The sequence below is a fragment of the Streptomyces sp. NBC_00414 genome (genome assembly GCF_036038375.1).
In the GTDB taxonomy this organism is placed as follows: Bacteria; Actinomycetota; Actinomycetes; order Streptomycetales; family Streptomycetaceae; genus Streptomyces.
On record NZ_CP107935.1, the window covers coordinates 1,969,957 to 1,996,378 of the forward strand.

At 71.5% G+C, this 26,422-nt stretch carries 20 protein-coding genes; 6 read left to right on the plus strand and 14 right to left on the minus strand.

Going from position 1 to position 26,422, the window contains the following annotated elements:
• Positions 1-80: 80 nt before the first annotated feature.
• The gene (locus tag OHS59_RS08570) at positions 81-1,721 is read right to left on the minus strand and encodes an ABC-F family ATP-binding cassette domain-containing protein (RefSeq protein ID WP_328492775.1); all 1,641 of its coding nucleotides are present in this window, start codon (positions 1,719-1,721) and stop codon (positions 81-83) included.
• Positions 1,722-1,821: 100 nt separating this feature from the next.
• Positions 1,822-2,859 (minus strand): oxidoreductase, encoded by a 1,038-nt coding sequence (locus tag OHS59_RS08575; protein ID WP_328492776.1) that lies wholly within the window; start codon positions 2,857-2,859, stop codon positions 1,822-1,824.
• A gap of 66 nt (positions 2,860-2,925) precedes the next feature.
• On the opposite strand from OHS59_RS08575, the gene OHS59_RS08580 reads away from it, so the two are divergent.
• Positions 2,926-3,894, plus strand: coding sequence for an FAD-dependent oxidoreductase (locus tag OHS59_RS08580; protein ID WP_328492777.1), 969 nt, complete (start codon positions 2,926-2,928; stop codon positions 3,892-3,894).
• Between the two features lie 419 nt (positions 3,895-4,313).
• On the opposite strand, the gene OHS59_RS08585 is transcribed toward OHS59_RS08580, so the two are convergent.
• From OHS59_RS08585 to OHS59_RS08595, 3 genes are all read right to left on the minus strand, one after another.
• Entirely contained in the window at positions 4,314-6,047 is a 1,734-nt protein-coding gene (locus OHS59_RS08585; RefSeq protein ID WP_328492778.1) for a BCCT family transporter, read from the minus strand.
• A gap of 88 nt (positions 6,048-6,135) precedes the next feature.
• On the minus strand, positions 6,136-7,500 hold the full coding sequence (locus OHS59_RS08590; protein ID WP_328492779.1) for a M14 family metallopeptidase: 1,365 nt from the start codon (positions 7,498-7,500) through the stop codon (positions 6,136-6,138).
• Complete coding sequence (locus OHS59_RS08595; RefSeq protein WP_328492780.1) at positions 7,497-9,473, minus strand: Xaa-Pro dipeptidyl-peptidase; 1,977 nt, start codon at positions 9,471-9,473, stop codon at positions 7,497-7,499. The genes OHS59_RS08590 and OHS59_RS08595 overlap by 4 nt, the downstream gene beginning before the upstream one ends.
• 215 nt (positions 9,474-9,688) lie before the next feature.
• Between OHS59_RS08595 and OHS59_RS08600 the strand changes: the two genes are divergently transcribed.
• Entirely contained in the window at positions 9,689-11,200 is a 1,512-nt protein-coding gene (locus OHS59_RS08600; RefSeq protein WP_328492781.1) for a M1 family metallopeptidase, read from the plus strand.
• Between the two features lie 112 nt (positions 11,201-11,312).
• Here OHS59_RS08600 and OHS59_RS08605 read toward each other — a convergent pair whose 3' ends face one another.
• Positions 11,313-11,690 carry a hypothetical protein gene (locus OHS59_RS08605; protein ID WP_328492782.1) on the minus strand — a complete coding sequence of 126 codons (378 nt, stop codon included), beginning with the start codon at positions 11,688-11,690 and terminating at the stop codon, positions 11,313-11,315.
• Between the two features lie 78 nt (positions 11,691-11,768).
• Entirely contained in the window at positions 11,769-12,248 is a 480-nt protein-coding gene (locus OHS59_RS08610) for a macro domain-containing protein (protein WP_328492783.1), read from the minus strand.
• Positions 12,249-12,378: 130 nt separating this feature from the next.
• Between OHS59_RS08610 and OHS59_RS08615 the strand changes: the two genes are divergently transcribed.
• Positions 12,379-13,083 carry a MerR family transcriptional regulator gene (locus tag OHS59_RS08615; protein WP_328492784.1) on the plus strand — a complete coding sequence of 235 codons (705 nt, stop codon included), beginning with the start codon at positions 12,379-12,381 and terminating at the stop codon, positions 13,081-13,083.
• A gap of 3 nt (positions 13,084-13,086) precedes the next feature.
• On the opposite strand, the gene OHS59_RS08620 is transcribed toward OHS59_RS08615, so the two are convergent.
• Positions 13,087-13,812, minus strand: a complete 726-nt coding sequence (locus OHS59_RS08620) for an SDR family NAD(P)-dependent oxidoreductase (RefSeq protein ID WP_328492785.1) — start codon at positions 13,810-13,812, stop codon at positions 13,087-13,089.
• Between the two features lie 173 nt (positions 13,813-13,985).
• On the opposite strand from OHS59_RS08620, the gene OHS59_RS08625 reads away from it, so the two are divergent.
• Genes OHS59_RS08625 through OHS59_RS08635 form a run of 3 tightly spaced genes read left to right on the plus strand, consistent with a single transcriptional unit; the run spans position 13,986 to position 17,685 of the window.
• Positions 13,986-15,050 carry an ABC transporter permease gene (locus tag OHS59_RS08625; RefSeq protein ID WP_328492786.1) on the plus strand — a complete coding sequence of 355 codons (1,065 nt, stop codon included), beginning with the start codon at positions 13,986-13,988 and terminating at the stop codon, positions 15,048-15,050.
• 24 nt (positions 15,051-15,074) lie between these two features.
• On the plus strand, positions 15,075-16,145 hold the full coding sequence (locus OHS59_RS08630) for a sugar ABC transporter substrate-binding protein (RefSeq protein ID WP_328499127.1): 1,071 nt from the start codon (positions 15,075-15,077) through the stop codon (positions 16,143-16,145).
• A gap of 1 nt (position 16,146) precedes the next feature.
• On the plus strand, positions 16,147-17,685 hold the full coding sequence (locus OHS59_RS08635; RefSeq protein ID WP_328492787.1) for a sugar ABC transporter ATP-binding protein: 1,539 nt from the start codon (positions 16,147-16,149) through the stop codon (positions 17,683-17,685).
• 59 nt (positions 17,686-17,744) lie between these two features.
• Here OHS59_RS08635 and OHS59_RS08640 read toward each other — a convergent pair whose 3' ends face one another.
• The 6 genes from OHS59_RS08640 to OHS59_RS08665 form a co-directional block, all read right to left on the minus strand.
• A complete protein-coding gene (locus OHS59_RS08640; RefSeq protein ID WP_328492788.1) occupies positions 17,745-18,479 on the minus strand; it encodes an IclR family transcriptional regulator in 735 nt (244 codons plus the stop codon).
• Positions 18,480-18,599: 120 nt separating this feature from the next.
• The gene (locus tag OHS59_RS08645; RefSeq protein WP_328492789.1) at positions 18,600-20,225 is read right to left on the minus strand and encodes a thiamine pyrophosphate-binding protein; all 1,626 of its coding nucleotides are present in this window, start codon (positions 20,223-20,225) and stop codon (positions 18,600-18,602) included.
• Between the two features lie 147 nt (positions 20,226-20,372).
• Positions 20,373-22,574 (minus strand): 3-hydroxyacyl-CoA dehydrogenase NAD-binding domain-containing protein, encoded by a 2,202-nt coding sequence (locus OHS59_RS08650; protein WP_328492790.1) that lies wholly within the window; start codon positions 22,572-22,574, stop codon positions 20,373-20,375.
• A 118-nt stretch (positions 22,575-22,692) separates the two neighbouring features.
• Positions 22,693-23,907 carry an acetyl-CoA C-acetyltransferase gene (locus OHS59_RS08655; protein ID WP_328492791.1) on the minus strand — a complete coding sequence of 405 codons (1,215 nt, stop codon included), beginning with the start codon at positions 23,905-23,907 and terminating at the stop codon, positions 22,693-22,695.
• A gap of 40 nt (positions 23,908-23,947) precedes the next feature.
• Positions 23,948-25,090 (minus strand): acyl-CoA dehydrogenase family protein, encoded by a 1,143-nt coding sequence (locus OHS59_RS08660; protein WP_328492792.1) that lies wholly within the window; start codon positions 25,088-25,090, stop codon positions 23,948-23,950.
• Positions 25,087-26,331: a CaiB/BaiF CoA transferase family protein gene (locus tag OHS59_RS08665; protein WP_443061405.1), complete on the minus strand. Its 1,245-nt coding sequence runs from the start codon at positions 26,329-26,331 to the stop codon at positions 25,087-25,089. The genes OHS59_RS08660 and OHS59_RS08665 overlap by 4 nt, the downstream gene beginning before the upstream one ends.
• Between the last annotated feature and the right edge of the window lie 91 nt (positions 26,332-26,422).

The following is a 26,422-nucleotide window of genomic DNA, read 5'->3' on the forward strand; positions in this document are numbered from 1 at the left end:
CCCCTAAAGACAAAGGATTGCGCCGTTCCCCGCGCCCCTGAAGACAAAAGACTGCGCCGTTCCCCGCGCCCCTGGCGGGGCTAGAGTTCGGCCACCTTTCCCGCTGTGACCTCCAGGCGGCGGGTGGTGCGGACCGCGCTCAGCATGCGGCGGTCGTGGGTCACCAGCAGGAGCGTGCCCTCGTAGGTGTCCAGAGCCGATTCGAGCTGCTCGATCGCCGGGAGGTCCAGGTGGTTGGTGGGCTCGTCGAGGACCAGGAGGTTCACGCCCCGGCCCTGGAGCAGGGCCAGGGCCGAGCGGGTGCGTTCGCCCGGGGACAGGCTGGCGGCCGGGCGCAGGACGTGTTCCGCCTTGAGGCCGAACTTGGCCAGCAGCGTGCGGACCTCGGCCGGCTCGGTGTCGGGGACGGCCGCGCAGAACGCGTCGAGCAGGGCTTCCGTGCCGTGGAACAGCTTGCGGGCCTGGTCGACCTCGCCGACGATCACACCTGAGCCGAGCGTGGCGTGGCCCGAGTCCAGGGGCACCCGGCCGAGCAGGGCGCCGAGGAGCGTCGACTTGCCCGCGCCGTTCACGCCGGTGACGGCCACCCGGTCCGCCCAGTCGATCTGGAGCGTGGCGGGGCCGAAGGCGAAGTCGCCCCGCCGGACCTCGGCGTCGCGCAGGGTGGCGACCACAGAACCGGATCGCGGGGCCGCCGCGATCTCCATCCGCAGCTCCCACTCCTTGCGGGGCTCGTCCACCACGTCGAGCCGCTCGATCATGCGCTGGGTCTGCCGGGCCTTCGCGGCCTGCTTCTCACTGGCCTCGCTGCGGAACTTGCGGCCGATCTTGTCGTTGTCGTTGTTCGCCTTGCGCCGGGCGTTCTTGACGCCCTTGTCCATCCAGGAGCGCTGCATCTGGGCGCGGCCCTCAAGGGCAGACCGTTTGTCGGCGTACTCCTCGAAGCCCTCGCGGGCGTGCCTGCGGGCCACGTCCCGCTCTTCCAGATAGGCCTCGTAGCCGCCGCCGTACAGGGTGATCTGCTGCTGGGCCAGGTCGAGTTCGAGGACCTTGGTGACCGTGCGGGTGAGGAACTCGCGGTCGTGGCTGACGACGACCGTGCCCGCGCGCAGGCCGGAGACGAAGCGTTCGAGGCGCTCCAGCCCGTCCAGGTCGAGGTCGTTGGTCGGCTCGTCGAGCAGGAACACGTCGTAGCGGGACAGCAGCAGCGAGGCGAGTCCAGCGCGGGCCGCCTGGCCGCCGGAGAGCGAGGTCATCGGCTGGTCCAGGCCGACGGCGAGGCCGAGCGAGTCGGCGACCTCCTCGGCCCGCTCGTCCAGGTCGGCGCCGCCGAGCGCGAGCCACCGCTCCAGGCTGTCCGCGTACGCGTCGTCCGCGCCCGGTGACCCGTCGACGAGCGCCTGCGTGGCCTCGTCCATCACCCGCTGGGCCTCGGCCACACCGGTGCGGCGCGCCAGGAACTCCCGCACCGACTCGCCGGGCCTGCGCTCCGGCTCCTGCGGCAGATGGCCGACGGCCGCGGCGGGCGGGGAGAGCCTCAGCTCGCCCTCGTCGGGCTTGTCGAGACCGGCGAGCATCCGGAGCAGGGTGGATTTGCCCGCGCCGTTGGCACCGACGAGACCGATCACGTCGCCGGGCGCGACGACGAGGTCGAGTTCGGCGAAGAGGGTGCGGTCGCCGTGGCCGGCGGCGAGGTTCTTGGCGACGAGGGTGGCAGTCATCAGGAGGCCGATCCTAATCGCCGGGCCCGCGCGCCCGCGCCAGGGTTTCCCGCGCGCCCGGCCCGAGCCCTTCACGCGGCCGGGCGGACGCCCGGGACGGTCAGCGGATCATCGCCTCCACCAGCACGCTCCCGGACGTCCGCGCCACGATGAACGACTCCCCTCTGGTCGCCCTGGTGTCCAGCGCGAGCCGGTGGCGGCCCGCTTCCAGGACGCCGTCGAACACCTCGTACATGTGGGTGCGGTAGAGGCGGTCCAGCCGGTACGCGGTCAGGCGGACCCGGCAGGGAGAGGTGACCTCGACGCCCGCCTCGCCGTCGGCGGCGACCAGCCGCGTCAGCCGGCGCTGTTCCCGGGGGCTGCGGTCCAGGGCGTTCTCTATCTGGGCGACCAGGAGCGGGACGATCGGGGCCAGCCCCTCGACGTACGCGACGTCGACCCCGGCCCGGTCGAAGGACTCCCGGACGGCGGCACGTTCCTCCTCGGTGACGCCTCGGCCGAAGGCGACGGCGCCGTAGGTGCGCAGTTCGTCGGCGGGCACGCCGGCGGCGTCCGCGGTGATGTCGGCGCCGATGCCGATGATGCGCAGGGCGGCGGCGAGCTTGGCCAGGACGGCTGCCCGGGTGCCGATGAGCAGGACCCGGCGGCGGTCGCCCCCGAGGCCCGTGAGTCCCGTGGGGCCTGCGAGCAGGGAGTTCAGGGCAGCACGGTATTCGTCGCCGTGGAAGCGGAAGGGGCCGATGCCGTGGTAGCCGTTCTGCTCCAGATCGGCGAGTTCGGTGGTCTGCCAGGCGAAGTCGCGCCACACGAAGTCGTCGCCGTGCCGGTCGATCACGGCGGTCACGGCACCGCACGCGAGGTCCTCGCACTCCGGGCAGCCGTATATGACGTAACGGCCGCCCTCCAGCGGAGGCTCGGCTTCCAGCAGCAGGCTGCGCACCTGGGCGACGAAGATCGCCGGTGGTACGTCGGAGGCGAGGGGGGACACGGCGTCGAGGTCGGAGAGCTGGTACAGCAGCGGGCGTCCGTCGACGATGAAGTCCACGAAGTCCCGGTGCGCTTGGTAGTCACCGTTGGCAAGGACTCCACCGGCACGCATCGCCGGTGCCAGGCCGAAGGTCGCGTACTCGGCAGACATGCTGTGAGTATCCCCAGAGTGGGCGGACTCTGAGCACGGCATGACATATTCCGCTAACGTCCCCGCGTGGCGGAAGATCGAAGCGGTGACGTGATCGTGGTCGGCAGCGGGGTCATAGGGCTCACGACGGCCCTCGTTCTTGCCGAGAGCGGCAGACGCGTACGGATCTGGACGCGGGAGCCCGCCGAGCGGACCACCTCGGCGGTTGCGGGCGCGCTGTGGTGGCCCTACGCCATCGAACCGCGGGAGCTGGCCCGTGAGTGGGCCCTGCAATCACTCTCCGTGTACGAGGAGTTGGCGGCGCGGCCCGGGGAGACGGGCGTACGCATGGTCGAGGGCGTAATGGGCGAGGCGCGGCTGGACGAGCAGGGGCCGTGGGCCGCGGCGCGGCTGCCGGGGCTGCGGGCGTCCACGGCCGAGGAGTACGCGGGCTCGGGGCTGTGGGCGCGGCTGCCGCTGATCGACATGCCGGTGCATCTGGGGTGGCTGCGGGCGCGGTTCCTGCGGGCGGGCGGGACGGTCGAGTCACGGGTGGTGACGGACCTCTCCGAGGCTCGGGCGGAGGCTCCGGTGGTCGTCAACTGCACGGGGCTGGGGGCGCGGGAGCTGGTGGCGGATCCGGCGGTCCGGCCTGTGCGGGGGCAGTTGGTGATCGTGGAGAACCCGGGGATCCGGACGTGGCTGGTGTCCACGGATGCGGTGGCGGGGACCACGACGTATCTCTTTCCGCAGCCGGGGCGGTTGGTTCTCGGCGGGACCACCGATGACGGTGACTGGTCCCTGGAGCCTGATCCCGTAATGGCGGCGGAGATCGTCGCGCGGTGTGCGGTGCTCCGGCCGGAGGTGGCGGGGGCGCGGGTGCTGGGGCATCGGGTGGGGTTGCGGCCTGTGCGGTCCGCTGTGCGGCTTGAGCGGGGTGCCTGGGCCGGCGGGGGTGGGGGCGGGGTGCTGGTGCACAACTATGGGCATGGTGGGGGTGGGGTGACTGTGGCGTGGGGGTGTGCGGGGGTTGTTCTGGGGCTTGTCGCCGCCTGAGCGCGGGTGGCTCCGCCGGGGGGGGCGTGTGTGAGTGCGGGTTGGGTGTGGCTGGGGTTGTGCGCCGTTCCCCGCGCCCCTGACGAGCCGTGGCTGAGCCTGCGCCGTTCCTCGCGCCCCTCAGAGACAAAAGATTGCGCCGTTCCCCGCGCCCCTAAAGGCAGAAGACCGCGCGGTTTCCTCCGCCCGCAAAGGCAAAAGACTGCGCCGTTCCCCGCGCCCCTAAAGGCGAAAGACTGCGGCGTTCCCCGCGCCCCTGAAAGCGAAAGACTGCGCCGTCCCCGCGCCCCTGGTGGGGGTGCCCCTTTGGGGGGCGCGGGGAACGGCGCAATCTTTTGGGGGCGCGGGGAACGGCGCGGTCTCGGTCTCGGGGCGCCCGCAGGGGGTGCTCGGTCAGGTGGGGGCGTCCCGGCTCACGGCTACGTGTGGTCGTGGCCCAAGGGGTCGCCCTCCCTCTCGGTGCCCGCACCCGGCCCGACCCGGATCTCGAAGTCCCCGTCGTACTTCTTGTGGCCCTCGATCACGGCCAGTTCGACCGCCTCGGACCCCATCTCGTTGCGGACGATGACCGGATCCCGGCGCAGGTCCCGCATGAGCGCGACACACATGCCGATCATCACGAGGACAAAGGGCGCGGCGGCCAGAATCGTGAGGTTCTGCAGGCCGGTGAGCGCGTCACCGTTACCGCTGCCGACGAGCAGCATGATGGCGGCCACGGCACCGGTCACCACACCCCAGAAGATCACGACGAAACGGCCGGGTTCGAGCGCGCCCTTCTGGGAGAGCGTGCCCATGACGATGGACGCGGCGTCGGCGCCCGAGACGAAGAAGATGCCGACGAGGATCATCACGAGCAGGCTGGCCACCGTCGCGATGGGGAACTCCTGCAGGACACCGAAGAGCTGACCCTCGGGGGTGGACTCGCCCGCGAGCGCGCCGCCCTCCTTCAGCTTCATCGCCGTACCGCCGAAGATCGCGAACCAGACGAGGCTGACGGTGCTGGGCACGAGGATGACTCCGCCGACGAACTGCCGGATGGTGCGGCCGCGGCTGATGCGGGCGATGAACATGCCGACGAAGGGCGTCCAGGAGATCCACCACGCCCAGTAGAAGACGGTCCAGCTGCCGAGCCAGTCGGCTACGCCCTTGCCGCCGCTGGCCTCGGTGCGGCCGGCGAGCTGCGGCAGGTCACCGAGGTAGGAGAAGATCGAGGTGGGCAGCAGGTCGAGCACGATGATCGTGGGGCCCGCGATGAACACGAACACCGCGAGCACCAGGGCCAGCACCATGTTGATGTTGGACAGCCACTGGATGCCCTTCTCGATGCCGGAGACGGCCGAGGCGACGAACGCCACGGTCAGCACGGCGATGATCGAGACGAGCAGGCCGTTGCTCACCTTGTCCATCCAGTCCAGCTCGGTGAAGCCGGAGCCGATCTGAAGGGCGCCGAGGCCCAGCGAGGCCGCCGATCCGAAGACCGTGGCGATGATGGCGAGGATGTCGATCGCCCGGCCGACGGATCCGTTCGCGTGCTTCTCGCCGATGAGCGGGGTGAAGACGGCGCTGATGGTCTGGCGCCGGCGCTTGCGGTAGGTGCTGTAGGCGATGGCGAGGCCGACCACCGCGTAGATCGCCCACGGGTGCAGGGTCCAGTGGAAGAGGGTGGTGGCCATCGCCGTCTCCATGCGTTCCGCGGAGTCGGCGGGCGTGGTGCCCGGCGGGGGTGTCGTGTAGTGCGAGAGGGGCTCGCTCACGCCGTAGAACATCAGGCCGATGCCCATGCCGGCGCTGAACATCATCGCCACCCACGAGACGGTGCGGAACTCGGGCTCCTCGCCCTCGGCACCGAGGTGGATCCTTCCGTAGCGGCTGACCGCGAGCCACAGCGCGAAGACCACGAAACAGGAGGCGGCGAGCATGAACGCCCAGCCGCCGTTGTGGATCAGGCCGTTGAGCATGCTGGTGGAGGCGCTCTCCAGGGAGTCGGTGGCCACCGACCCCCAGATCACGAACGCCACGGTGAGCGCGGCCGTGACGCCGAACACCACCCGGTCGGTCTGGGGGCCGGAGCCCCGGTCCTTCTGGGGGTCCGGCCCGCCGGGGACGCCCGACGGTTCGTCCCGGCCTCCCCTGTCCTTCAGATCTTCGGTCATCGGCGGCACCTTCCCTGAAAAGCGTTCGGCACACATTTCCTGATCGTGTGCCTACGACCTACCACAGGTACCGCCGATCCCAACCGACTCAGCAGCTGGTGTCGGGCTCCGCGACCGTCAGGTGGTACGGCGCACGCTCGTCGAGCAGCAACGGGACGAGGGCACGCAGGGACTGGCGCAGCGGCACGCGGGCGCCCTCGGCGTCGGGTCGCGCCCGGACACCGTGGAGCGCCAGCTCGTCCTTGACCTCCGCGTACTGATCCGCCGTCAGCCGGTAGGCGCAGGGCGGGTCGGCGATGATCTCGGACGGTTCGGCCGGGTCGTTGTCCGCGCCTCCCGTGTAGACGGGTCCGGTGTCCCGGTAACCGGCCAGCCGGGCCGCCGACGTGGCCGCCCCGAGCCGGCCACGCCGTTCGTCCGTGAAGTCGGCGAGACCGCCCAGTGCCGCCAGTTGGGAGTGGACGCGGCGCCGGTTGTTGAGCGCCTCGTCGGCCTTCTCGGCCTCGGTGAGGGGGTCGACCCGGCTCTCGATGAGCAGTCCGACGCCGTGCTTGACGCCGGACATGTTCCGCAGGATCCGCTCCTGCCCGTCACCGGCCACCTGCTGGATCGGGTCGCCGGTCACCGGGTCGGTCCAGATGCCGTAGGTCCCGGTCGAGTAGCCGGCGGCCTGTGCGGCGGGCCGTACGTACGCCTGCGAGAGGGTCTGTGCCTCGTCGTGCACGGCAGGGTCGGTGTTGAGGTTGCGCGGCCAGAGGTCGAAGAGGTCCTTCTCGTAGTACTGGGGGGTGGCCCCGTATTCGTGCAGGTCGTAGACCACGTCGGGCTTCCGGTCGCGGACCACGGCGGCCATGGCGCGCGCCTCGGCCGTCCGCAGTGCGAGGTGGTCGCGGTTGATGTCGACGCCGTCGCTGTTGCCGCGGGTGTCGGCGGCCCGGCCGTCCGGGTTGGCGGTGGGCACGACGAGCAGCGTGGTGCGGTCGAGGAACCTGCGGGTGCTCGCGTCCTTGGCGTACGCCAGGTCGCGGACGGTGGTGAGGCAGGCCTCGCGCCCGGACGGTTCGTCACCGTGCTGGCTGCAGACGAGCAGCACGGTGGTGGCCGCGTGCGGGTTTCCGACGCGTACGAGCTGGACGGGCCGGTTCTGTTTCGTGGTGCCTATGCGGCTGAGCGAGACCCGGTCGCTCGCCCGGTCCACGGCCGTGAGGAAGCTCTGCTCCTCGGGCTGGGTGGTCCAGCGTGCTCCGGCGGTCTGCTCGAATCCGGTGCGCGGCGGGCGTTCGGCCGCGTGGGCCGGCGCCGTCAGGAGAGGTGCGGTGAGGAGGGGTGCGGTGAGCGCCGCCGTCGCCAGGGCGAGGGCGGCGGTCCGGCGGGGTCCTGTCGGCCGGTTCCGTGTCGTGGGTCGCTGCCGTGTCGTCGGTCGCTGCCGTGTCGTCGGTCGGTGCGGTGTCATCCTTCGCTGCCTCCGGGAACGTCTCCGGGAACGCGGTGGGTGGCGCGGGGCTCGCCGACTCCGTCGAGGATCGCGTCCGGCGTGATGTACGAGGATCCGGAGGTGGCGCGGGCGAAGGCGGCGGCGCCTCCGACGAACGGCACGCGGGCCGACGTACGGGACAGGTCGAGCGTGAGCGTCGGGGTGGTCGACGGCGGGTCGATGAGGCCCTGGTCGGTGCCGGCGACGATCAGCGCGAGACGGTGGCCCGCGGGGACGACGTGGTCGCTCGCGTGCAGGTCGAGGGTGATGGTGTAGGCCTTGCCCGGGGTGAGCGGCTCGCCCTTCGTGGCGGAGGCGTGATTGCCGAGGTCGGCCCAGCCGCGGCTGAACACGGTGTACTCGACGTCGGTCGTCCTGGCCGCGGTCTCCCTGAAGCAGGAGCTGTCGCCCGTGGTGCTCGGTCCCCAGCAGGTGCGCTCGGTGAGCGTCGTGATGCCCTCGCCGGAGGCGGCGTAGTCACGGATCGTGTCGGGGCCTAGGTCGACGAGGACCGCGGACAGATGGGCGCTCGTCGTGGTCGGCGTGGCGGTGACGGTCACCTCGGAGGAGCCGGACAGGCGGACGTCACGGGTGAGCGGCTTGGTGGTGAAGCCGGCCTTGGCGGACGTGGACCGGTCGATCTCGGCGGCCCAGTCGGTCTCGTCCTGGCCCGGGTCGTCGGTGAAGGTCTCGGTGCCCGATCCGGTACGCAGTGAGAGGGTGCCGACGCCCGCCTGCTCGCCCTTGCCCGGGCGCAGCTTCACGGTGTCGGTGCTCCGCGGCGGCCAGACGTCCGAGGTGGCCCACTGGTCGGGGGCGCGCTCGATGTCGGCCATGGGCTCGTCGTCGACGCCGTTGTCGTAGCCGAGGAGTTCGTGGTCGAACCAGCGGTGCAGGGTGTCGGCCCACGCGGCGCGGCGGAAGTCGAAGGGGTCGACGTGGCCGGTCTGGGAGAGCCAGATCTTGCGGTCGACGCCGTTGGCGGCGAGGCCGTCCCACCACTGGCCGAAGTGCTTCGGGCGGACGTTGAGGTCCTGCATGCCGTGGATGACGAAGACGCTGGCGTCGACCTTGCGGACGTCCTTCACGTAGTCGCGCTCGGTCCAGAACTTCGTCCAGTCGCCGGTGCGCGGGGCCCCGTCGACGATCTTCTGCTGGACGGCGGCGCACCTGGCGCGGGCGTCGGGGCTCTCGACGTAGTCGGACAGCCATTCGGGGCCGGAGTCGTAGAGCGGGGCGCCCTTGGCGAAGTAGTAGTCGTACCAGGAGGAGATGGCGGCGATGGGGACGATGGTCTCCAGGCCCTCGACCCCGGTGGCGGCGACGCCGTTGGCGATGGTGCCGTCGTAGCTCTTGCCGATCATGCCGGTCCTGCCGTTGGTCCAGCCGGCCTTGGTCTTCGTGGTCCCCGTGCGGGAGGTGTAGCCCTTGCCGCGGCCGTTCAGCCAGTCGACGACGGCCTTCGCGGACTGGACGTCGGAACGGCCGCCGACGTCCACGCAGCCGTCGGAGCGGTTGGTGCCGGCGAGGTCGACGGCGACGAAGGCGTAGCCGCGCGGTACGAAGAAGTTGTCGTAGTACAGCGGCATCTGGACGACGTTGCCGTCCGCGTCGTACGTCTTGCGCTGGCTCTCGTTGCCCCGGCCGCAGCAGGAGTAGTACGGGCTGGCGTCCATGATCACGGGCACCTTGCGGCCCTGCTGGGCGGGCTCCCGCGGACGGACGATGTCGACGGCGACGCGGTCGGTCCTCCCGTCGTTGTCGCCGTCGAGACCGGTGTCCACCCAGACGGACTCACGGACGGCGTTGTCGTACGAGTAGACGGGGGTGCTCTCCCGCGGAGCGCTCTGGGCGGCGGCCGGGGTGAGGAGCGTGGCCATCAGGGCGGCGGTGGCCGCCGTCGCGAGCGATCTCCAGGTGATGAGGCGCATGTAGCGCGCAGGTGTCCGCATGCGCGGAAGGTACTCCGGTCAACTCCCGTGCAAAAGGGGGCTCATCGGGGTGAGCGGACTTCGGCCCGGGTGTGGCTTGAAAGGTGCGTGGGGTGAAGTCGCTCATGTCGGCCGAATGGCGATCGTGTGACGGGAGCGGTCATGGACAGGAGTGGGGCCACAGCGGATGAATAGGCTCCGAACAGAACCCGTGCCCCAACGACTTGGAGCTTGACGTGCATCGCAGACTCATCGCCCCGGGCGCGCTCGCGGCCTCCCTGCTGCTGGCGATCCCGGCATCCGCCGCGAGCTGGTCGCCCGGGGCGCCGGGCATCGGCGACTCCTACTACCCGGCGTACGGCAACGGCGGATACGACGTGTCCCACTACGATCTGCGGCTCACGTACCAGCCGCGGACGGACCGTCTTGAGGGCACGGCGACCCTGCTGGCGAAGACCACCCAGGATCTCTCGCGGTTCGATCTGGACTTCCTGCTCGATGTGAGCGAGGTGCGGGTCAACGGCGCGAAGGCGTCGTTCACGACGTCGGGCGAGCACGAGCTGGAGATCACGCCGAAGAGCCCGCTGGCCGCCGGTACGGCCGTCACGGTCGTGGTGCGCTACAGCGGGGTGCCGTCCACGAAGACGGCGTACGGGTTCACCAGCTGGCACCGCACACCGGACGGCGGGGTCGGCGCGAACGAGCCCGAGGCGGCTTGGTGGTGGTTCCCCAGCAACGACCATCCGCTGGACAAGGCCACGTACGACGTGTCGGTCGCCGTGCCGGACGGCACCCAGGCCATCTCCAACGGCACGCTGCAGTCGACGAGTTCGCGGGCCGGCTGGACGCGCTACAGCTGGCGCTCCGACAAGCCGCAGGCCACCTACCTCGCCACGCTGGCCGTCGGGAGGTTCGACGTCACGACCGGGACCTCGGAGAGCGGCATCCCGATCGTCAACGCGTACAGCAAGGATCTGGACGACAACTACGGGGCCGCGCGGGCGAGCGTCGAGCGGACCGGGGAGGTCGCCGACTGGCTCGCGGAATACTTCGGTCCGTATCCGTTCAACGCTTTGGGCGGCTACGTGCCGAACACGAACACCGGGTACGCGCTGGAGACGCAGACCCGGCCGTTCTACAGCCCGCGGCAGTTCGCGAGCGGGACGAACGTGTCCGTGGTCGTCCACGAGCTGGCCCACCAGTGGTACGGCGACTCCGTCTCGGTCGCCGGCTGGAAGGACATCTGGATCAACGAGGGTTTCGCCCGGTACGCGCAGTGGCTGTGGTCGGAGCACGAGGGCGAGGGGACGGCGCAGGAGATCGCCGACTACGTGTACGCGTCGCGGCCCGCCGACGATCCGTTCTGGACGGTCGAGCCCGGGGACCCGGGGCCGGAGAACCAGTTCCACATCGCGGTGTACGACCGTGGGGCGCTGGCCCTGCAGGCGCTGCGGAACGAGGTCGGGGACGAGGCGTTCTTCGCCGTCCTGAAGGGCTGGCCGACGCGGTACGCGTACGGCAACGCGACCGTCGGTGACTTCGTGAAGTACGCCGAGTCGGTGTCGGGGCAGTCGCTCGGCGCACTGTTCGACACGTGGCTGTACCAGCCCTCGAAGCCGGGGGTGCCCGCTGCGCGGGCCGCTGCCATCGGGCCGGGGGCACAGGGGGCTTCGGGGGCGCAGAAGGCTCCCGTGCGGCCGAAGTCGTGGAAGAAGATCGCCGCGACCAATTCCGTGCACGATCACTGAGTGTCCCGGTGCCGTGCGGCTCCGCCGGGCGAGGGGTGGAGGGCTCCTGCCGGTGGGGCCGTGCGGGTTCGTGTGTGGCCGAGCGCGCAGTTCCTCACGCCCCTGCGGGGGCTTACGGGGCTCGCCTCGCTGTTCTGGGGCCGTCCGCCGCCAGGTTCGAGGCCAGTTCCGAGACCGAGATGCGCAGTTCGGTCTCGGCGGCGGCGCAGTGGGCCTCGATACGGGCCCGGCCCTCGGCCAGGATGGCGTCACGTGCGCGGTGGCCCTCGGCGCGGGTGGCCGCGAGCGCCGCGGCGTCCTCCTCCGGGGACCGACGCCCGAGCACTGCCTCGTCACGTGCCTCGTCGGGTGCCTCCGGCATGTGCGGTATCCGGGGCTGTACCCGGCGAAAGAGCAGGAACGCCACGACGAACAGCGGCGACGCCACGAGGACGGCCTGGATCTTCGGACTGGGCGCGCGGACACGGTAAGGGCTGAGATCCATGGCCATGACTTACCCGATCATGCGTGCGCAGCAACGCACATCTGCGCCACTGTTGACCGAGAATCCCCGTTTGGCGAACTCCGCTCAGTTCCCGTGGTCGTAGACCGTCACCGCGACCCCTTTCCCGATGAGCCGCTCGGCTATCAGCGGCTCCACGCGTGACCACTTCCCGCCCGCGAGTCCGCATCCGATGCGCGGCATGTGCACGGACGCGCCCAGCGCGACCGCGCGGTCGGCCAGCAGGACCAGCGCCGCGTCGATCGCCTCGTACCGGACGGGGACGCCCTTGCTCCCGGTGCGGGTTCCCCGCTGGCCGATCATGTTGGCCACCCACACATACCGGTCGACCTCGACGAACTGGGCCGCGCCCAGGCCGAAGTCGTTGCCCGCGCGCTCGCGGTGCCAGCGGCGGTAGGCCGCCTCCGGTTCCGGCCAGCGGTTCGACAGGGCCAGGACGAAGCCCTTGCCCCAGCCGCCCATGTCGTTGCAGACGTGGGCGATCAGCTTGACGCCCTTGCCCAGCGGGACCGTGGCGTCGCCGCGGACATACGTGATCTCCGACATGACTCCACCGTAGGGACCACCACTGACAACGGGCCCTCGCCGTCCGGCCGGGGATCTTTCACAAGTCAGGTGAGACAGCAATACTGTTTCACCGCGCCAGGTGGTGGACGCGGTACGCGAGGGAGCAGGCATGGCGACGGACATCGGGGAGCCGACACTCACCGTCGACGAGCTGGCCGCGCGGGCGGGTGTGACGGTGCGGACGGTGCGGTTCTACAGCACCAGGGGGCTGTTGCCGCCGCCCGTCATCGGGCCGCGTCGCGTGGGGCACTACAGCCAGGAGCATCTGGCGCGGCTCGCGCTCATCGAGGAGCTGCAGCGGCAAGGGATGACGCTGGCCGGGATCGAGCGCTATCTGCAGCAGTTGCCGGACGGGCTCAGCGCTCAGGACCTGGCCATCCACCGGGCCGTGGTGGCCTCCTGGGCGCCCGACGCGGCGGAGGCGGTGAGCCGGGCCGAGCTCGAACGCCGGGCGGGGCGGTCGCTCGGTCAGGAGGATCTGGACCGGCTCGCCGCGATGAGTGTCCTGCGGGAGACGGCGGGGCCGGACGCGTACCGGGTGGATCTCGGGCTGCTGCGGCTCGGGGTGCAGCTGCTCGACGTACCGATGGCGCACGAGACGATCCTCGCCGCGCGCACGGTCCTCGTGAAGCACACGCGCGCCGCGGCCCACGAACTCTCCGTGCTGTTCCGGGACGAGGTGTCCGAGCACGAGTCCGTCGAGGCCGTGCGGGACCTGTCGGCGCACATGCAACCCCTGGTGGTGCAGGCCCTGCTGACGACCTTTCAGCGCTCGCTCAACGAGGAGCTGCGGGAGTGGCTCAGGAACTCCTGAACCTCACAGGTAGGCGGAGCCGCCGGCCACGTTCAGGGTCTGGCCGGTCAGGAAGCCGCTGCCCTCGTCGACCACGTACAGCAGGGTGGAGACGAGATCGGACGGCTCCTGGGTTCTGGGGACGGCCTGCTGGGCGCGGACGTGCTCGAAACCGCCGTCCGCGCCGACCGTGCGCTCGGCGGTCTCCGTACGGACCATGCTCGGCGCGATCGCGTTGACGGTGATGTCGTACGGCCCGAGCGCCGAGGCGAGCGCGCGGGTGAAGCCGATCAGCCCGGCCTTCGAGGCGGTGTACGCCACCATCGTCGGCGGGGCGGTGAGGACGGCGGCCGAGGCGATGTTCACGACGCGGCCCCAGCCCGCCGCCTTGAGGTACGGCAGTACCGCGCGGGTCATCAGGAACGGCGCCTCCAGGTTGACGCGCATCACCCGCCGCCACTCCTCGGGCGTGATGTCCTCGAAGGCCGACTCGGGGTAGACCCCCGCGTTGTTGACCAGGACGTGCAGGGTGCCGAACTGTTCGAGCACCTGCTCCAGGGCCCCGCCGATCTGCGTCTCGTCCGTGACGTCGGCGACCAGCTCCACATAGTCCAGGATGCGGTCGGCCGTCTCCCGCTGCGGGACCAGGTCGAGTCCCGCGACCCGGTAGCCGCGGCACGCGAGTGCGACGGCGAACTCCTGCCCGAGGCCCTGTGCCGCGCCGGTCACCAAGGCGGTTCGCGTCTCCATGCGGCGAGTGTGATGACCCGTCAGGCGAGCGGCAAGGGTGCGTTTCCGGTCTCCGGAACGGCCCCGGGGAGGCGGGCCTGTTCCATTCGCCGGAACGTCCGTGTTGCCGCGTACGCCGGGTGGCCCGACGCTGCGGGGCGGACCCAGCCGCCAGCGTTCGGGAGCCGTGCCCGATGACCGAGACCGACCGTGCCGTGGACGACGCCGAGCGCGCCCGCGCACAGGGCGGAGACGGAGGAGGAGGCGGACGGCGGTTCGGGCTGCCGGCCGTGCGCGGGCGGGCGGGCCGGCTCGCGCACCGGCTCCCCGACGAACTCGGCGTCCTGGTCGTCCTCGCGCTTCTCGTCGCCGCCATCGGCATCCCGTACCCGGACTTCCTCGACAGCGACAACCTGCTCACCACCGCGCACAACTCCGTCTACATCTCGCTGATGGCGTGCGGCATGGTCTTCGCGCTGGCCATGCGCGAGGTCGACCTGTCGGTGGGCGGCAGTTACGCGATGTGCCTGGTCGTCGGTGCGCTGCTGGTGCGGGAGGGTGTGCCGCCCTGGCTGGCGGTGCCGGTGGTGCTGCTCACCGGGACCGCGCTGGGTGTCTTCAACGCGCTGGTCACCACCCTGCTGGCGCTGCCCTCGTTCATCGTCACGCTCGGCACCCTGATGCTGTTCCGGGGCGTCGGGCTCGCGCTCGCCGACGGCAAGCAGATCACCGATCTGCCGCTCGACGACTCGTTCTTCACTTTCGCGGGCGGCGACGCGGGCGGCGTGCCGTTCGCGCTCTGGGTGCTGCTCGCGGTGACGGCCGTACTGACGGTGGTGCTCGCCCGCACCCGTTTCGGGGCCCGGGTGCGGGCCATCGGGTCCAATCCGGACGCCGCCACGTTCAGCGGAATCCCCGTCGTCCGTACGCGTGTTCAGGCACTCGCGCTGTCCGGGCTCACCACGGCCTGCGCGTCGACGCTCGCGCTCGCCTACTACGGCGCCGGGGACCCGACCCTCGGCCAGGGGTACGAGCTGCAGGCCATCGCCGCGTGCATCATCGGCGGCACACCGCTGGCGGGCGGTCGCGGCTCGGTCGTCGGGGCGGTGGCCGGCGCGCTGATCCTGTCCGTCGTCGCGTCCGGCCTCGTCTTCTTCGAAGTACCCATCAACTGGACGTCGTTCGCCACCGGCGCGGTGATCCTCGTCGCGGTCGCGGCGGACAGCGCCCTGCGTCGCCGTGGCCGCCGTGGCCGCTGACGTCACCGCACCTTGGAGGCCGTGATGCACCCCCGATTCCGTACCCTGTCCGGCGCCCTCGGCGCGCTGGTGCTGCTCTGCGCCACCGGATGCGGCAACGACGACGAATCCGGAGGAAAGGGCGGCGGCGAACTCGACATGGGCATCGCGGTGGCCAACATCAGTCTCAACTTCGCGCACGAGATGGTGCTCGGCGCCGAGAGCGCCGCCGACCACGCGGGGAAGGTGAACTTCAAGGCCGTCGGGCCGCCCAACACGGACGGTCCGGCCGAGGTGCAGCTCTTCCAGAACCTCACCACCGTCGCGGAGGACGGCATCGTCCTGGAGAACCTCGACCCGCCGATCTTCACCCGGCCCGCCGCCCGCGCCGTCGACCAGGGCGTTCCGATCGTCGCCCTGGACACCTCCCCCACCGAGGGCAGCAAGGTCACCTTCTACGTGGGCAACGACAACTACGCGCTGGGCGAGCTGATGGCCCAGGAGGCGCTGAAGCGGCTGGGCGACGACCCGAAGGGGGAGATCGTCGTCGGGGTGCCCAACCCCGGGACACCGGTGCTCGACAACCGGGCCAAGGGCATCGCGGACACGTTCGAGAAGGAGGCGCCGGGCGTGAAGGTGCTGGGCCCCTTCCAGACGTACAGCGATCCGGGCCAGAACCACAGTTCGTGGGCCTCGCAGGTCGCCGCGCATCCCGAGGCGCTCGCCTTCCTCGGGGTCGGGGACGCCGACAGCTACAACCTCGCGAAGATCAAGAAGGAGAAGGGCGGGAAGTGGCTGACGGCCGGCTTCGACGTCGACCCCAAGACCCTCGACGCGGTGAAGGACGGCTCGAACTTCGTCACCATCGACCCCCAGCACTTCCTCAAGGGCTACCTCTCCACGGCGATACTGATCGAGTCGGTGCGCGAGAAGGACGGCAAGCTGCCCGACGGCTGGTTCCTGTCCCCCGGCGGTGTCGTGGACTCCTCCGACATCGACGAGGTCATCGCACGGCAGAAGTCCCCGGAGGCGGCGTACGACTGGTACAAGCCGGTGATCGACAAGCTGCTCGGTGACCAGGAGGCGCAGCTCAAGCCGTTGAAGGACGCGCGCTGAGATGAGTCGCGGGGACATGCTGGACGCACGGGCCCTCGTCAAGTCGTACGGCGGGGTGAAGGCCCTGGACGGGGCGGACATCCTGCTGCGGGGCGGCGAGGTGCACGCGCTGGTCGGGGAGAACGGTGCGGGCAAGTCGACTCTCGTGCGGATCCTGTCGGGGACCCTGGCGGCGGACGAGGGATCGGTGCGGCTCGCCGAGGAGGCCCGGAAGGGCGGGATCGCCGTCGTCTCGCAGGAGTTGAGTCTCTTTCCCGATCTGACGGTCCGGGAGAATCTGTTCCCCCACCGGCCGCCGCGCCGCTTCGGGCTGCTCGACCGGGGCGCGATGGACCGCACGGCCCGGCCGGTCCTCGCCGAACTGGGCCTCGCCGTCGACGCCGACACGCTCCTCGGCGAACTCCCGCTCGCCGACCAGCAGTTGACGGAGATCGCCCGGGCGCTGCTGCGCCGGCCGCGCGTACTGGTCCTCGACGAGCCGACCTCCGCGCTGCCGGCCCCCGCCGTGGACCGCCTCGAACAGGTCCTGCGCACCCTCACGGGACGGGGCATGGCGATCCTGTACGTCACCCACTTCCTGGAGGAGGTGATGCGCTTCGCCCAGCGCGTGACGGTACTGCGGGACGGCCGGGTCACCCTGGCCGGCGTGCGGGCGGAGAAGGTCGGCGTGCCGGACCTGGTGAAGGCGATGCTGGGCGCCACCCCACCGCTTCCGGTACGCCGTACACGTGCCCCGGCCGACGGGCCGCCGCCGGTGGTGCTCTCCGAGGTGTGTGTCCCGGGGCGGCTCACGGACGTGACGTTCACCGTGCGCGCGGGCGAGGTGGTGGGAGTCGCGGGGCTGCAAGGGGCGGGCCATCTGGACGCGTTGGCTGTGGTGTGCGGGCGCACGGCCGTCTCGGCGGGCCGGGTCGGTGTCGGCGACCGGGGGCTCCCGCGGTCCCTGCGCGACGCGATCCGGGCGGGGGTGGCCTTCGTGCCGAGCGACCGGAAACGGTTCGGGCTGATGACCGACCGCACGGTGTGGGAGAACACCACGGCGGTGAGCTGGCTGGCGCTCGGCCGGGGCGGTGTCATGCCGTCCCGTGCCGAACTGGTGCGCCGGGCAGACGACTTGACCGCGCGACTGCGCCTGCGCGGCGGTCCGCACGATGTGGTGGCCCGGCTGTCCGGCGGCAACCAGCAGAAGATCGTCTTCGCCAAGTGGCTGGCCACTGACCCTCGTATCGTCGTCTTGGACGATCCCACGCGAGGTGTCGACGTGGGGGTGCGGGCCGAGATGCACGCGATCGTCGGGGAGTTGGCGGCGGGCGGCGCGGCCGTCCTGGTCGCGTCGACCGACCTGGCCGAACTGACGGAGGTCTGCGACCGTGTACTGGTCTTCGTGCGGGGGCGGATCACCGCGGAGGTGAGCGGCGGGCGGCTCACCGAGCACGAGCTGGCGGCGGCGATGCAGTCCGGGACGAACACCAAGGCGGGCCCGGAGGCAGACCTGAAGACGGACGCGCGGGGCGACGGGCCTGTGGCGCCAGGGAGTTGACGCTCTCGCGTCCGACCGAACCGTTCGTCAACCGGCCCGCTCGCCAACCGGCCCGTCCGTCAAGCGGACAGCTCCCGTGTCAGCGCGCGGGCCGCCGCGCACACCCGTGCGCCGACGCGGTCCACGTCGAGGCGGCGGGTGCCGCCGGTCACGGAGAGGGCGGCGACGGGACGGGCGTCCTGGGCGTAGACCGGGGCCGCCACGGCCGAGATACCGACCTCCGCCTCCTCCAGGTTGACGCCGAAACCGCGGGCCCGGGTGCGTGCCAGGTCACGGGCGAGCTGGCCGGGCAGGACAAGGGTGCGCGGCGTGAGGCGCAACAGGGACGGGCCGGGCGGCCGGGGGTCGTGGGCCAGGAAGACCTTCCCCGTGGCGGTGCAGTGGGCGGGCAGCCGGCCTCCGGTGCGCGACACGATCGGCGTGGCGCGGCGGCCGGTGAGCTTCTCCAGGAAGAGCGTGTCGGGCCCGTCGGGGACGGCCAGGTGCACGTTCTCCCCCGTCGCCGCGTACAGGTCGCCCAGGAACGGCAGTGCGACGTCCCGCAGTTCGCGCGCGGACGGCGCCGACTGACCGAGGACGAAGAGCGCGAGCCCGATGCGGTAACGGCCGTCCGGGGCACGCTCCACGAGTCCCAGCCGGACCAGCTCGGCCAGCAGCCGGTGTGCGGTCGGCTTGGCGAGACCCGTGCGCAGCGACAGCTCGGCCAGGCTATGCGAGCCCTCCGACTCGCCGCAGGCACGCAGCAGCGCCGCACCGCGCGCGAGCACCGACTTCGGCACCTGACCGTCCGTCATGGACCGATGGTCGGGCCCCGGCAGGCAGGTGACAAGGTGCGCGTCCCTGTGAGTAGTCGGCGGCCCGGATCGGGACGAGGGGTGCGGTGTCACGCGGCGGTCTTGCCGACTCGCCCGCATCTACCGCAGGGGTACGTCGACGAGCATCGGACGGGTCAATTCACCGGCGGCCGCGACGAGTTCACGCAGTTGTTCGGCGCTCCCCGCGCGCACGGCGTCGACTCCGAAGAACCGGGCCGCCCGGGTGAAGTCGAGCGGCCCCAGTTCGGTGCCCGGGCAGATCCCGGTGCCGCCTCTCGCCTCGTAGGTGTCCTGGAGGGTGCGGTAGGCGCCGTTGCTCATCACGACGAACAGCACGGGGGCCGCGTACCGTGCCGCGCTCCACAGGCCCTGGAGGCCGAAGAGGGCGCAGCCGTCGCCGAGGACGGCGACCACGGGCCGGCCCGGTTCGGCCAGGGCCCGGCCGACCGCCGCGCCGATCCCCCAGCCGAGACCGCCGCCGACGGTGTGCGTATAGCTGCCCGGCTGTTCCAGGCGGACGAGTCTGCGGAGCAACAGGCCCACGGTGATGGCCTCTTCGACCACGGCCGTGCCGGGCGGCAGGCCGCGCGCCACCGCGTGGGCGGCGGCCCAGGGAGCCAGGGGCGCCGGGGAGTACGCGGCGCGCGCGGCGGCCTCCGTACGGTCGCGTTCGGCCGTGTGACGGTCGCCGGCGCGCAGCACTCTGGTCTTCGCCGTGTGCGCGGGTATCCGCTCGGGCAGCAGCTCGGCGAGCCGGTCGAGGGAGGGCCCGAGCGCGCCCACGAGCCCGTGGTCCGCGGGGAAGTTCCGGCCGGTCTCGTCCGGGTCCGAGTCGAGCTGGACGACGGTGACGCCGGGCGGCAGCGCGGGGCCCGGAGTGTAGTGGTGGGGAGTGAAGGCGTGCGCTCCCACGATGAACACGGTGTCGTACGGGTCGAGGGCGGCCCGGATCGCGTCGTGGCGCGGGGGCAGCATCCCCGCGTACAGGGGGTGCGTGGTCGGGAAGTTCAGGAAGTCCGCCATCGGCTGGTGGTGCACGGGCGCCCCGCAGGCCTCGGCGGTGCGGACGAGCGCGGCCGTGGCGTCCTCGCGGCCCACGCCGTCCCCCGCGACGATCACGGGCCGCGCCCCGCCGCCGAGCAGGACGGCGGCCCGGTCGATCCCACCGGCCGGCGCGGGTCTGGGCGATGGCGTACGGGCCGGGACCTCGACCTCCGTGTCCTCGGTGAGCAGGTCCATGGGCACGGACACGAACACGGGCCCGGCGGGCGGCCGTACGGCGAGCGCGAAGGCGCGGCGCAGCGCGAGCGGCAGGTCGCGGGCGTGCTGGATGTCGTACGCGGCCTTCACGGCGGGCGTGGCGAGCGCGACGAGGTCGCCGCTGAGCATGGGGTCCTGCTGGAGGTGGCGGCGGTCCTGCTGTCCGGCCATCACCACGAGCGGGGTGCGCGAGCGGCGGGCGTTGAGCAGGCCGATGAGTCCGTTGGCGAGACCCGCCGCGATGTGCAGGGTGACGAAGGCGGGCCTGCGGGTGGCGCGGGCGTATCCGTCCGCCATGGAGACGACCGCGCCCTCGTGGACACCGAGGACGTACTCCGGGGCCTGTTCGGTGTCCGCGAGGGCTGCCAGGAACGGCAGTTCGGTGGTGCCGGGGTTGCCGAAGACGCGGTCCACGCCCTCGCCGCGCAGGATGTCGAGCAGGGCGGGGGCGGGGCGGCGACCCATCGTTGGCTCCTCGTGGGGACGGGGACCGGTCGCCGGTCAGCGTCGGGGAACCGCCCCACGGGGGCAAGAGTGGCGTACCACTGAGCGGTACTCGGCCCATGTTCGTCCGCGGCGCCGCAGACGACAACGCCCCTCCCTGAGGGCCCGTCAGCGGTCGCTGAACCGCTCGCCCTCCTCCGCCTTCGCGACAAGCAGCGCCGGCGGCGCGAACCGCTCCCCGTACCGCTCGGAGAGCTCCCGCGCGCGGGCCACGAACGCGGCCGGCCCGGCGCTCGACCCGTCACGGGCCTCGTATCCGTTGATGTACTGCAGGACACCGCCCGTCCAGCCGGGGAAGCCGATCCCGAAGACGGACCCGATGTTGGCGTCGGCGACCGAGGTCAGGACGCCCTCCTCCAGGAGGCGGACGGTGTCCAGCGCCTCGGAGAAGAGCATGCGCTCCTGCATGTCTTCGAACGGGATCTCCGTCCCCTCGCGGGTGAAGTGCTCCCGCAGTCCGGGCCACAGCGCGGCGCGCTTGCCGTCGACGTACTCGTAGAAGCCCGCACCGCCGCTGCGTCCGGTGCGGCCGAACTCGTCGACCATGCGGTCGATGACGACATCGGCGGGGTGCGTCACCCAGGTGCCGCCCGCCTCCTCGACAGCCCGCTTCGACTCGGCGCGGATCTTGCGGGGCAGGGTGAGCGTCAGCTCGTCCATCAGGGAGAGGACCTTGGCCGGGTAGCCGGCCTGGGCGGCGGCCTGCTCGACGGAGGCGGGCTCGATGCCCTCGCCGACCATCGCCACGCCCTCGTTGATGAAGTGCCCGATGACCCGGGAGGTGAAGAACCCGCGCGAGTCGTTGACGACGATCGGGGTCTTCCTGATCTGCCGTACGAGGTCGAAGGCGCGCGCGAGGGCCTCGTCGCCGGTGCCCTCGCCCTTGATGATCTCGACGAGCGGCATCTTGTCGACGGGTGAGAAGAAGTGCAGTCCCACGAAGTCGGCCTGCCGCTCGACGCCTTCGGCGAGCGCGGTGATCGGCAGGGTAGAGGTGTTGGAGCAGAGCAGCGCGTCCGGCTCGACGAGGTGCTGGATCTCCTGGAACACCTTGTGCTTGAGCGCCGGGTCCTCGAAGACGGCCTCGATGACGGCGTCGCAGCCCGCCACGTCCTGCGGGTCCGCGGTGGGCGTGATGCGGGCGAGCAGCTCGTCCGCCTTCTCCTGGCTCGTACGGCCGCGGGCGACGGCCTTGGCGCAGAGCTTCTCGGAGTAGTTCTTGCCCTTGGCCGCGGCTTCGGCGGACACGTCCTTGAGGACGACGTCGATGCCCGCGCGGGCGCAGGAGTACGCGATGCCCGCGCCCATCATCCCGGCGCCGAGAACGGCGACCTTGCGGACCTGGCGGGGCTCTACGCCCTTGGGGCGGTTGGCGCCGGAGTTGACGGCCTGAAGGTCGAAGAAGAAGGCCTGGATCATGTTCTTGGAGGTCTGACCGGCGGCCAGTTCCACGAAGTAGCGCGCCTCGATGACCTGCGCGGTCTCGAAGTCGACCTGGGAGCCCTCGACGGCGGCGGCGAGGATGTTGCGCGGCGCCGGGTAGGGCGCGCCGCCGGTCTGCTTGCGCAGGTTGGCGGGGAAGGCGGGCAGGTTCGCCGCGAACTTCGGGCTGGACGGGGTGCCGCCCGGGATGCGGTAGCCGGGCTTGTCCCAGGGCTGGCTCGACTCGGGGTTGGCGTCGATGAAGGCGCGGGCCTTGGCGAGCATCTCCTCCCGGGTGGCCGCCACTTCGTGGACGAGGCCGTTCTCCAGGGCGCGCCGCGGGCTGTACTGGGTGCCCTGGAGAAGCACCTTGAGGAGCGCGTCGGCGATGCCGAGGAGGCGTACGGTCCTGACGACGCCGCCGCCTCCGGGCAGCAGACCGAGTGTGACCTCGGGGCAGCCGATCTTGGAGCCGGGCGCGTCGAGGGCGACCCGGTGGTGACAGGCGAGCGCGATCTCGTAACCGCCGCCCAGGGCCGCGCCGTTCATGGCGGCGACGACGGGCTTGCCGAGGGTCTCGATGCGGCGCAGGTCGCGCTTGATGGCGAGGCCGCCGTCGAGGAGCTGCTGGGCGGTCCCGGGCGTGACCCGGATGAGGTCCCGCAGGTCGCCGCCCGCGAAGAAGGTCTTCTTGGCGGAGGTGAAGACGATGCCGCGGACGGACGCGGGGTCGGCCCGCACCTCGGCTTCCAGGCGGTCGGCGATCGCGGTGAGCGACGCGCGGAACGCCTGGTTCATGGTGTTCGCGGACTGGCTGGGGTCGTCGAGGACCAGGGTGACGACACCGGTCTCGTCCTGTTCCCAGCGGATGGTGGTGCTCTCGGTCATCTGGAGGTCTCCGTAGATGTCAAAGTCTTGTCCGCCGCGACGGCGAGAAGCCCGAAGGGGTGGTCCGGTGGGTGCCGAACCGGCCTGCGTCCGGCGAGGGAAGGACGGGCTCGCGTGCCTACAGGCGCTCGACGATCGTCGCGATGCCCATGCCGCCGCCGACGCAGAGCGTGGCGAGGCCGAACCGCTTGTCCTGGCGCTCCAGTTCGTCGACGAGCGTGCCGAGGATCATCGCGCCGGTCGCGCCGAGCGGGTGACCGAGGGCGATCGCGCCGCCGTTGACGTTGACCTTGTCCAGGGACAGGCCCATGTCGCGGGCGAACCGCAGGACGACCGCGGCGAAGGCCTCGTTGATCTCGACGAGGTCGATGTCGTCGATGGTCAGCCCGGCCTTGGCGAGGGCCTTGCGGGTGGCGGGGGCGGGCCCGGTCAGCATGATGGTCGGCTCGGAGCCGGAGACGGCCGCGGAGACGATCCGCGCGCGCGGGGTGATCCCGTACCGCTCGCCGACCTCCTTGGAGCCGACGGCGACCAGTGAGGCGCCGTCCACGATCCCGGAGGAGTTGCCGGCGTGGTGGACGTGGTCGATCTTCTCCACCCAGTGGTACTTCTGCAGCGCCACGGCGTCGAAGCCGCCCAGGTCGCCGATGTCGGCGAACGACGGCTTCAGCCTGCCCAGCGAGTCGGCGGTGGTGCCGGGGCGCGGGTGCTCGTCGTGGTCGAGGACGACGAGTCCGTTGCGGTCCTTCACGGGGACGACCGAGCGACCGAAGCGGCCGTCCTTCGCGGCCTCCGCGGCACGCTCCTGGGACAGCGCCGCGTACTCGTCGACGTCCCGGCGGGAGAAGCCCTCGATGGTGGCGATGAGGTCGGCGCCGATGCCCTGGGGTACGAAGTCGGTGGCGATGTTGGTCATGGGGTCGGCGAACCAGGCGCCGCCGTCGGAGGCCATCGGCACCCGGGACATCGACTCGACACCGCCCGCGAGGACGAGGTCCTCCCAGCCCGAACGGACCTTCATGGCGGCCGTGTTGACGGCTTCCAGGCCCGACGCACAGAAGCGGTTCTCCTGGACGCCGGCCACGGTGTCCGGCAGTCCGGCGGCGATGGCCGAGATGCGGGCGATGTCGGAGCCCTGGTCGCCGACCGGTCCGACGACACCGAGCACGATGTCGTCGATGGCGGCCGGGTCGAGTCCGGGGAAGCGGGCCCGGATCTCGTGGATGAGTCCGACGACCAGGTCGACGGGCTTGGTGCCGTGCAGGGCGCCGTTCGCCTTGCCGCGGCCGCGCGGGGTGCGGATCGCGTCGTACACGTACGCTTCGGTGGTCACTCTTGAGCCTTTCGGGAGGAGCCCGGGGGGACTGGGAAGGTCAGCCGAGCAGGGAACGGCCGATGATCTCCTTCATGATCTCGGTCGTCCCGCCGTAGATGGTCTGGATGCGGCCGTCGGTGAAAGCCCTGGCGACGCGGTACTCCGTCATATAGCCGTAGCCGCCGTGCAGTTGGAGGCAGCGGTCCGCGACGCGCTTCTGCAGTTCGGTGGCCCACCACTTGGCCATCGAGGCGTGCACCGCGTCGAGTTCGCCCGCCGTGTGGTCGACGATGCACCGGTCGACGAACGTCCGGGTGACGGCGCACTCGGTGGCCATCTCGGCTATCTCGAAGCGGATGTGCTGGAGCTTGGCCAGCGGCCGTCCGAAGGCCTCGCGCTCCTTGACGTACTCGGTGGTGATCTCCAGCAGGTATTCGGCGGCGGCGATCCCGGCGACGGCGATCCCCATCCGCTCCTGCGCGAGGTTCGTCATCAGGTGCACGAAGGCGCCGTTGAGCTCGCCGAGGAGGTTCTCCTTCGGGACGCGTACGTCGTGGAAGAACAGCTCGGCGGTGTCCTGGGCCTTCTGGCCGATCTTGTCGAGGTTGCGGCCGCGCTCGAAGCCCTCCGTACCGCGCTCGACGACCAGCAGGGAGAGGCCCTTCGCACCTCCCTCGGGGGTCGTCCTCGCGACGACGATCACGAGGTCGGCCAGGATCCCGTTGGAGATGAAGGTCTTCGAGCCGTTGAGCAGCCAGTGGTCGCCGCGGTCCTCAGCGTGCGTCCTGATGCCCTGGAGGTCCGAACCGGCGCCGGGCTCGGTCATCGCGATGGCGGTGATCAGGGAGCCGTCGCAGAAGCCGGGCAGCCAGCGCCGCTTCTGCTCCTCGGTGCCGAGGCCGGTCAGATAGGGCCCGATGATGTCGTTGTGCAGTCCAAGGGCCAGCCCGGCGGCTCCGGCGCGGGTGAACTCCTCGGCGAGCGCCGCGCTGTAGCGGAAGTCGGCGTTGCCGCCGCCCCCGTACTCCTCTGGGACGGCGAGACCGAGCAGCCCCTGCCGGCCGGCCGCGAGCCACGCCTCGCGCGAGACGATGCCGTCCTTCTCCCACTGCTCGTAGTGCGGGAGCACCTCCTTCGCGAGGAAGGTGCGGACGGTCTCGCGGAACGCCTCGTGGTCGGGCGTGAAGATCTGCCGCTTCATGCGGGGGTGCCCTTCGGTTCGGGGGAGCCCGTCGGTTTCGGTTCGGGGGTGCGCGTCGGTTCGGGTGAGTCCTTCAGGAGGTCCGGTACGTCCCAGTCGCGGGCCACGTCCGCGGTGTCGGTGCCCGGGAGGGCGGGCCCGCCGCGGACGGTGGTCGGGGTGGCGGAGAACCGGGGCGCGGGGGCGGGCTGGGTGATGCCGCCGTGGTCGGTGAAGGTGCCGCGGGCCGCGAGATGCGGGTGGTCCGGCGCCTCGCGCAGCGACAGAACGGGCGCCACGCACGCGTCGGAGCCCGCGAAGACCGCGGTCCACTCGTCGCGCGTACGGGTTCTGAAGCGGGCCGCGACCGCCTCGCGCAGCTCGCCCCAGCGGGACAGGTCCTTGCGCGCGGAGGCGTACTCCCCGAGGCCCAGCAGCCCGGTGAACTCCTCGTAGAACTGCCCTTCCAGCGCGCCGACCGCCATGTACCCGCCGTCGGCCGTCTCGTACGTGCCGTAGTACGGGCAGCCGCCGTCGAGGAGGTTGGCACCGCGCCGGTCCTGCCAGCCGCCCGCGGCAAGCATGCCGTGGATCATGGCGGAGAGGTGGGCGGTGCCGTCCACGATCGCCGCGTCCACGACCTGTCCCGCGCCGGTGGCGCGCGCGTGGTGGAGGGCGGCGAGAACACCGACGACGAGGTACAGCGAGCCGCCCGCGTAGTCCCCGAGGAGGTTCGCGGGGACGGCCGGCGGCCCGTCCGGGGCACCGATCATGCCGAGGGTCCCGGTCAGCGCGATGTACGCGATGTCGTGCCCGGCGCGCGGGGCGAGCGGCCCTTCCTGGCCCCAGCCGGTCATCCGCCCGTAGACGAGTCCCGGATTGCGGGCGTGGCAGGCCTCGGGCCCGATGCCGAGGCGCTCGGCGACGCCCGGGCGGAAGCCCTCGACGAGGATGTCGGCCCGCTCGGCCAGGGCGAGGACACGCTCCGCGCCGTCGGACGCCTTGAGGTCGACGATCACCGAGCGCTTGTTGCGGTTGGTGACGTCGTACGCGGGGTCGATCCCGAGTCCCCCGCCGCCCGGCCGGTCCACGCGGACGACGTCCGCGCCCAGATCGGCCAGGAGCATGGCGGCGAACGGGCCGGGCCCGATGCCCGCCAGCTCGACCACGCGCACCCCGGCCAGCGGGCCGTGCCCCGCCGTTCCTGCCGCTGCCGCCGCTGTCATCAAGCCCCCAGCACTGTGACACAACTGATGTAACATCAGTGATGTTAAGAACACGTTCCACTTCGCACAAGCCCCTGGCGAGCAAGCGCTCAGTCAATTTGGAAGCCCCTGTGGAAGCCCGGCGACG

Coding starts and splice junctions, on each gene's coding strand:
- OHS59_RS08615 (WP_328492784.1), top strand. CDS start 12,379: ATGGCGACGGACATCGGGGAGCCGACACTCACCGTCGACGAGCTGGCC.
- OHS59_RS08665 (WP_443061405.1), bottom strand. CDS start 26,331: ATGTTACATCAGTTGTGTCACAGTGCTGGGGGCTTGATGACAGCGGCG.
- OHS59_RS08570 (WP_328492775.1), bottom strand. CDS start 1,721: ATGACTGCCACCCTCGTCGCCAAGAACCTCGCCGCCGGCCACGGCGAC.
- OHS59_RS08625 (WP_328492786.1), top strand. CDS start 13,986: ATGACCGAGACCGACCGTGCCGTGGACGACGCCGAGCGCGCCCGCGCA.
- OHS59_RS08620 (WP_328492785.1), bottom strand. CDS start 13,812: ATGGAGACGCGAACCGCCTTGGTGACCGGCGCGGCACAGGGCCTCGGG.
- OHS59_RS08610 (WP_328492783.1), bottom strand. CDS start 12,248: ATGTCGGAGATCACGTATGTCCGCGGCGACGCCACGGTCCCGCTGGGC.
- OHS59_RS08595 (WP_328492780.1), bottom strand. CDS start 9,473: ATGCGGACACCTGCGCGCTACATGCGCCTCATCACCTGGAGATCGCTC.
- OHS59_RS08660 (WP_328492792.1), bottom strand. CDS start 25,090: ATGAAGCGGCAGATCTTCACGCCCGACCACGAGGCGTTCCGCGAGACC.
- OHS59_RS08590 (WP_328492779.1), bottom strand. CDS start 7,500: ATGACACCGCACCGACCGACGACACGGCAGCGACCGACGACACGGCAG.
- OHS59_RS08645 (WP_328492789.1), bottom strand. CDS start 20,225: ATGGGTCGCCGCCCCGCCCCCGCCCTGCTCGACATCCTGCGCGGCGAG.
- OHS59_RS08605 (WP_328492782.1), bottom strand. CDS start 11,690: ATGGCCATGGATCTCAGCCCTTACCGTGTCCGCGCGCCCAGTCCGAAG.
- OHS59_RS08650 (WP_328492790.1), bottom strand. CDS start 22,574: ATGACCGAGAGCACCACCATCCGCTGGGAACAGGACGAGACCGGTGTC.
- OHS59_RS08585 (WP_328492778.1), bottom strand. CDS start 6,047: ATGACCGAAGATCTGAAGGACAGGGGAGGCCGGGACGAACCGTCGGGC.
- OHS59_RS08575 (WP_328492776.1), bottom strand. CDS start 2,859: ATGTCTGCCGAGTACGCGACCTTCGGCCTGGCACCGGCGATGCGTGCC.
- OHS59_RS08640 (WP_328492788.1), bottom strand. CDS start 18,479: ATGACGGACGGTCAGGTGCCGAAGTCGGTGCTCGCGCGCGGTGCGGCG.
- OHS59_RS08630 (WP_328499127.1), top strand. CDS start 15,075: ATGCACCCCCGATTCCGTACCCTGTCCGGCGCCCTCGGCGCGCTGGTG.
- OHS59_RS08635 (WP_328492787.1), top strand. CDS start 16,147: ATGAGTCGCGGGGACATGCTGGACGCACGGGCCCTCGTCAAGTCGTAC.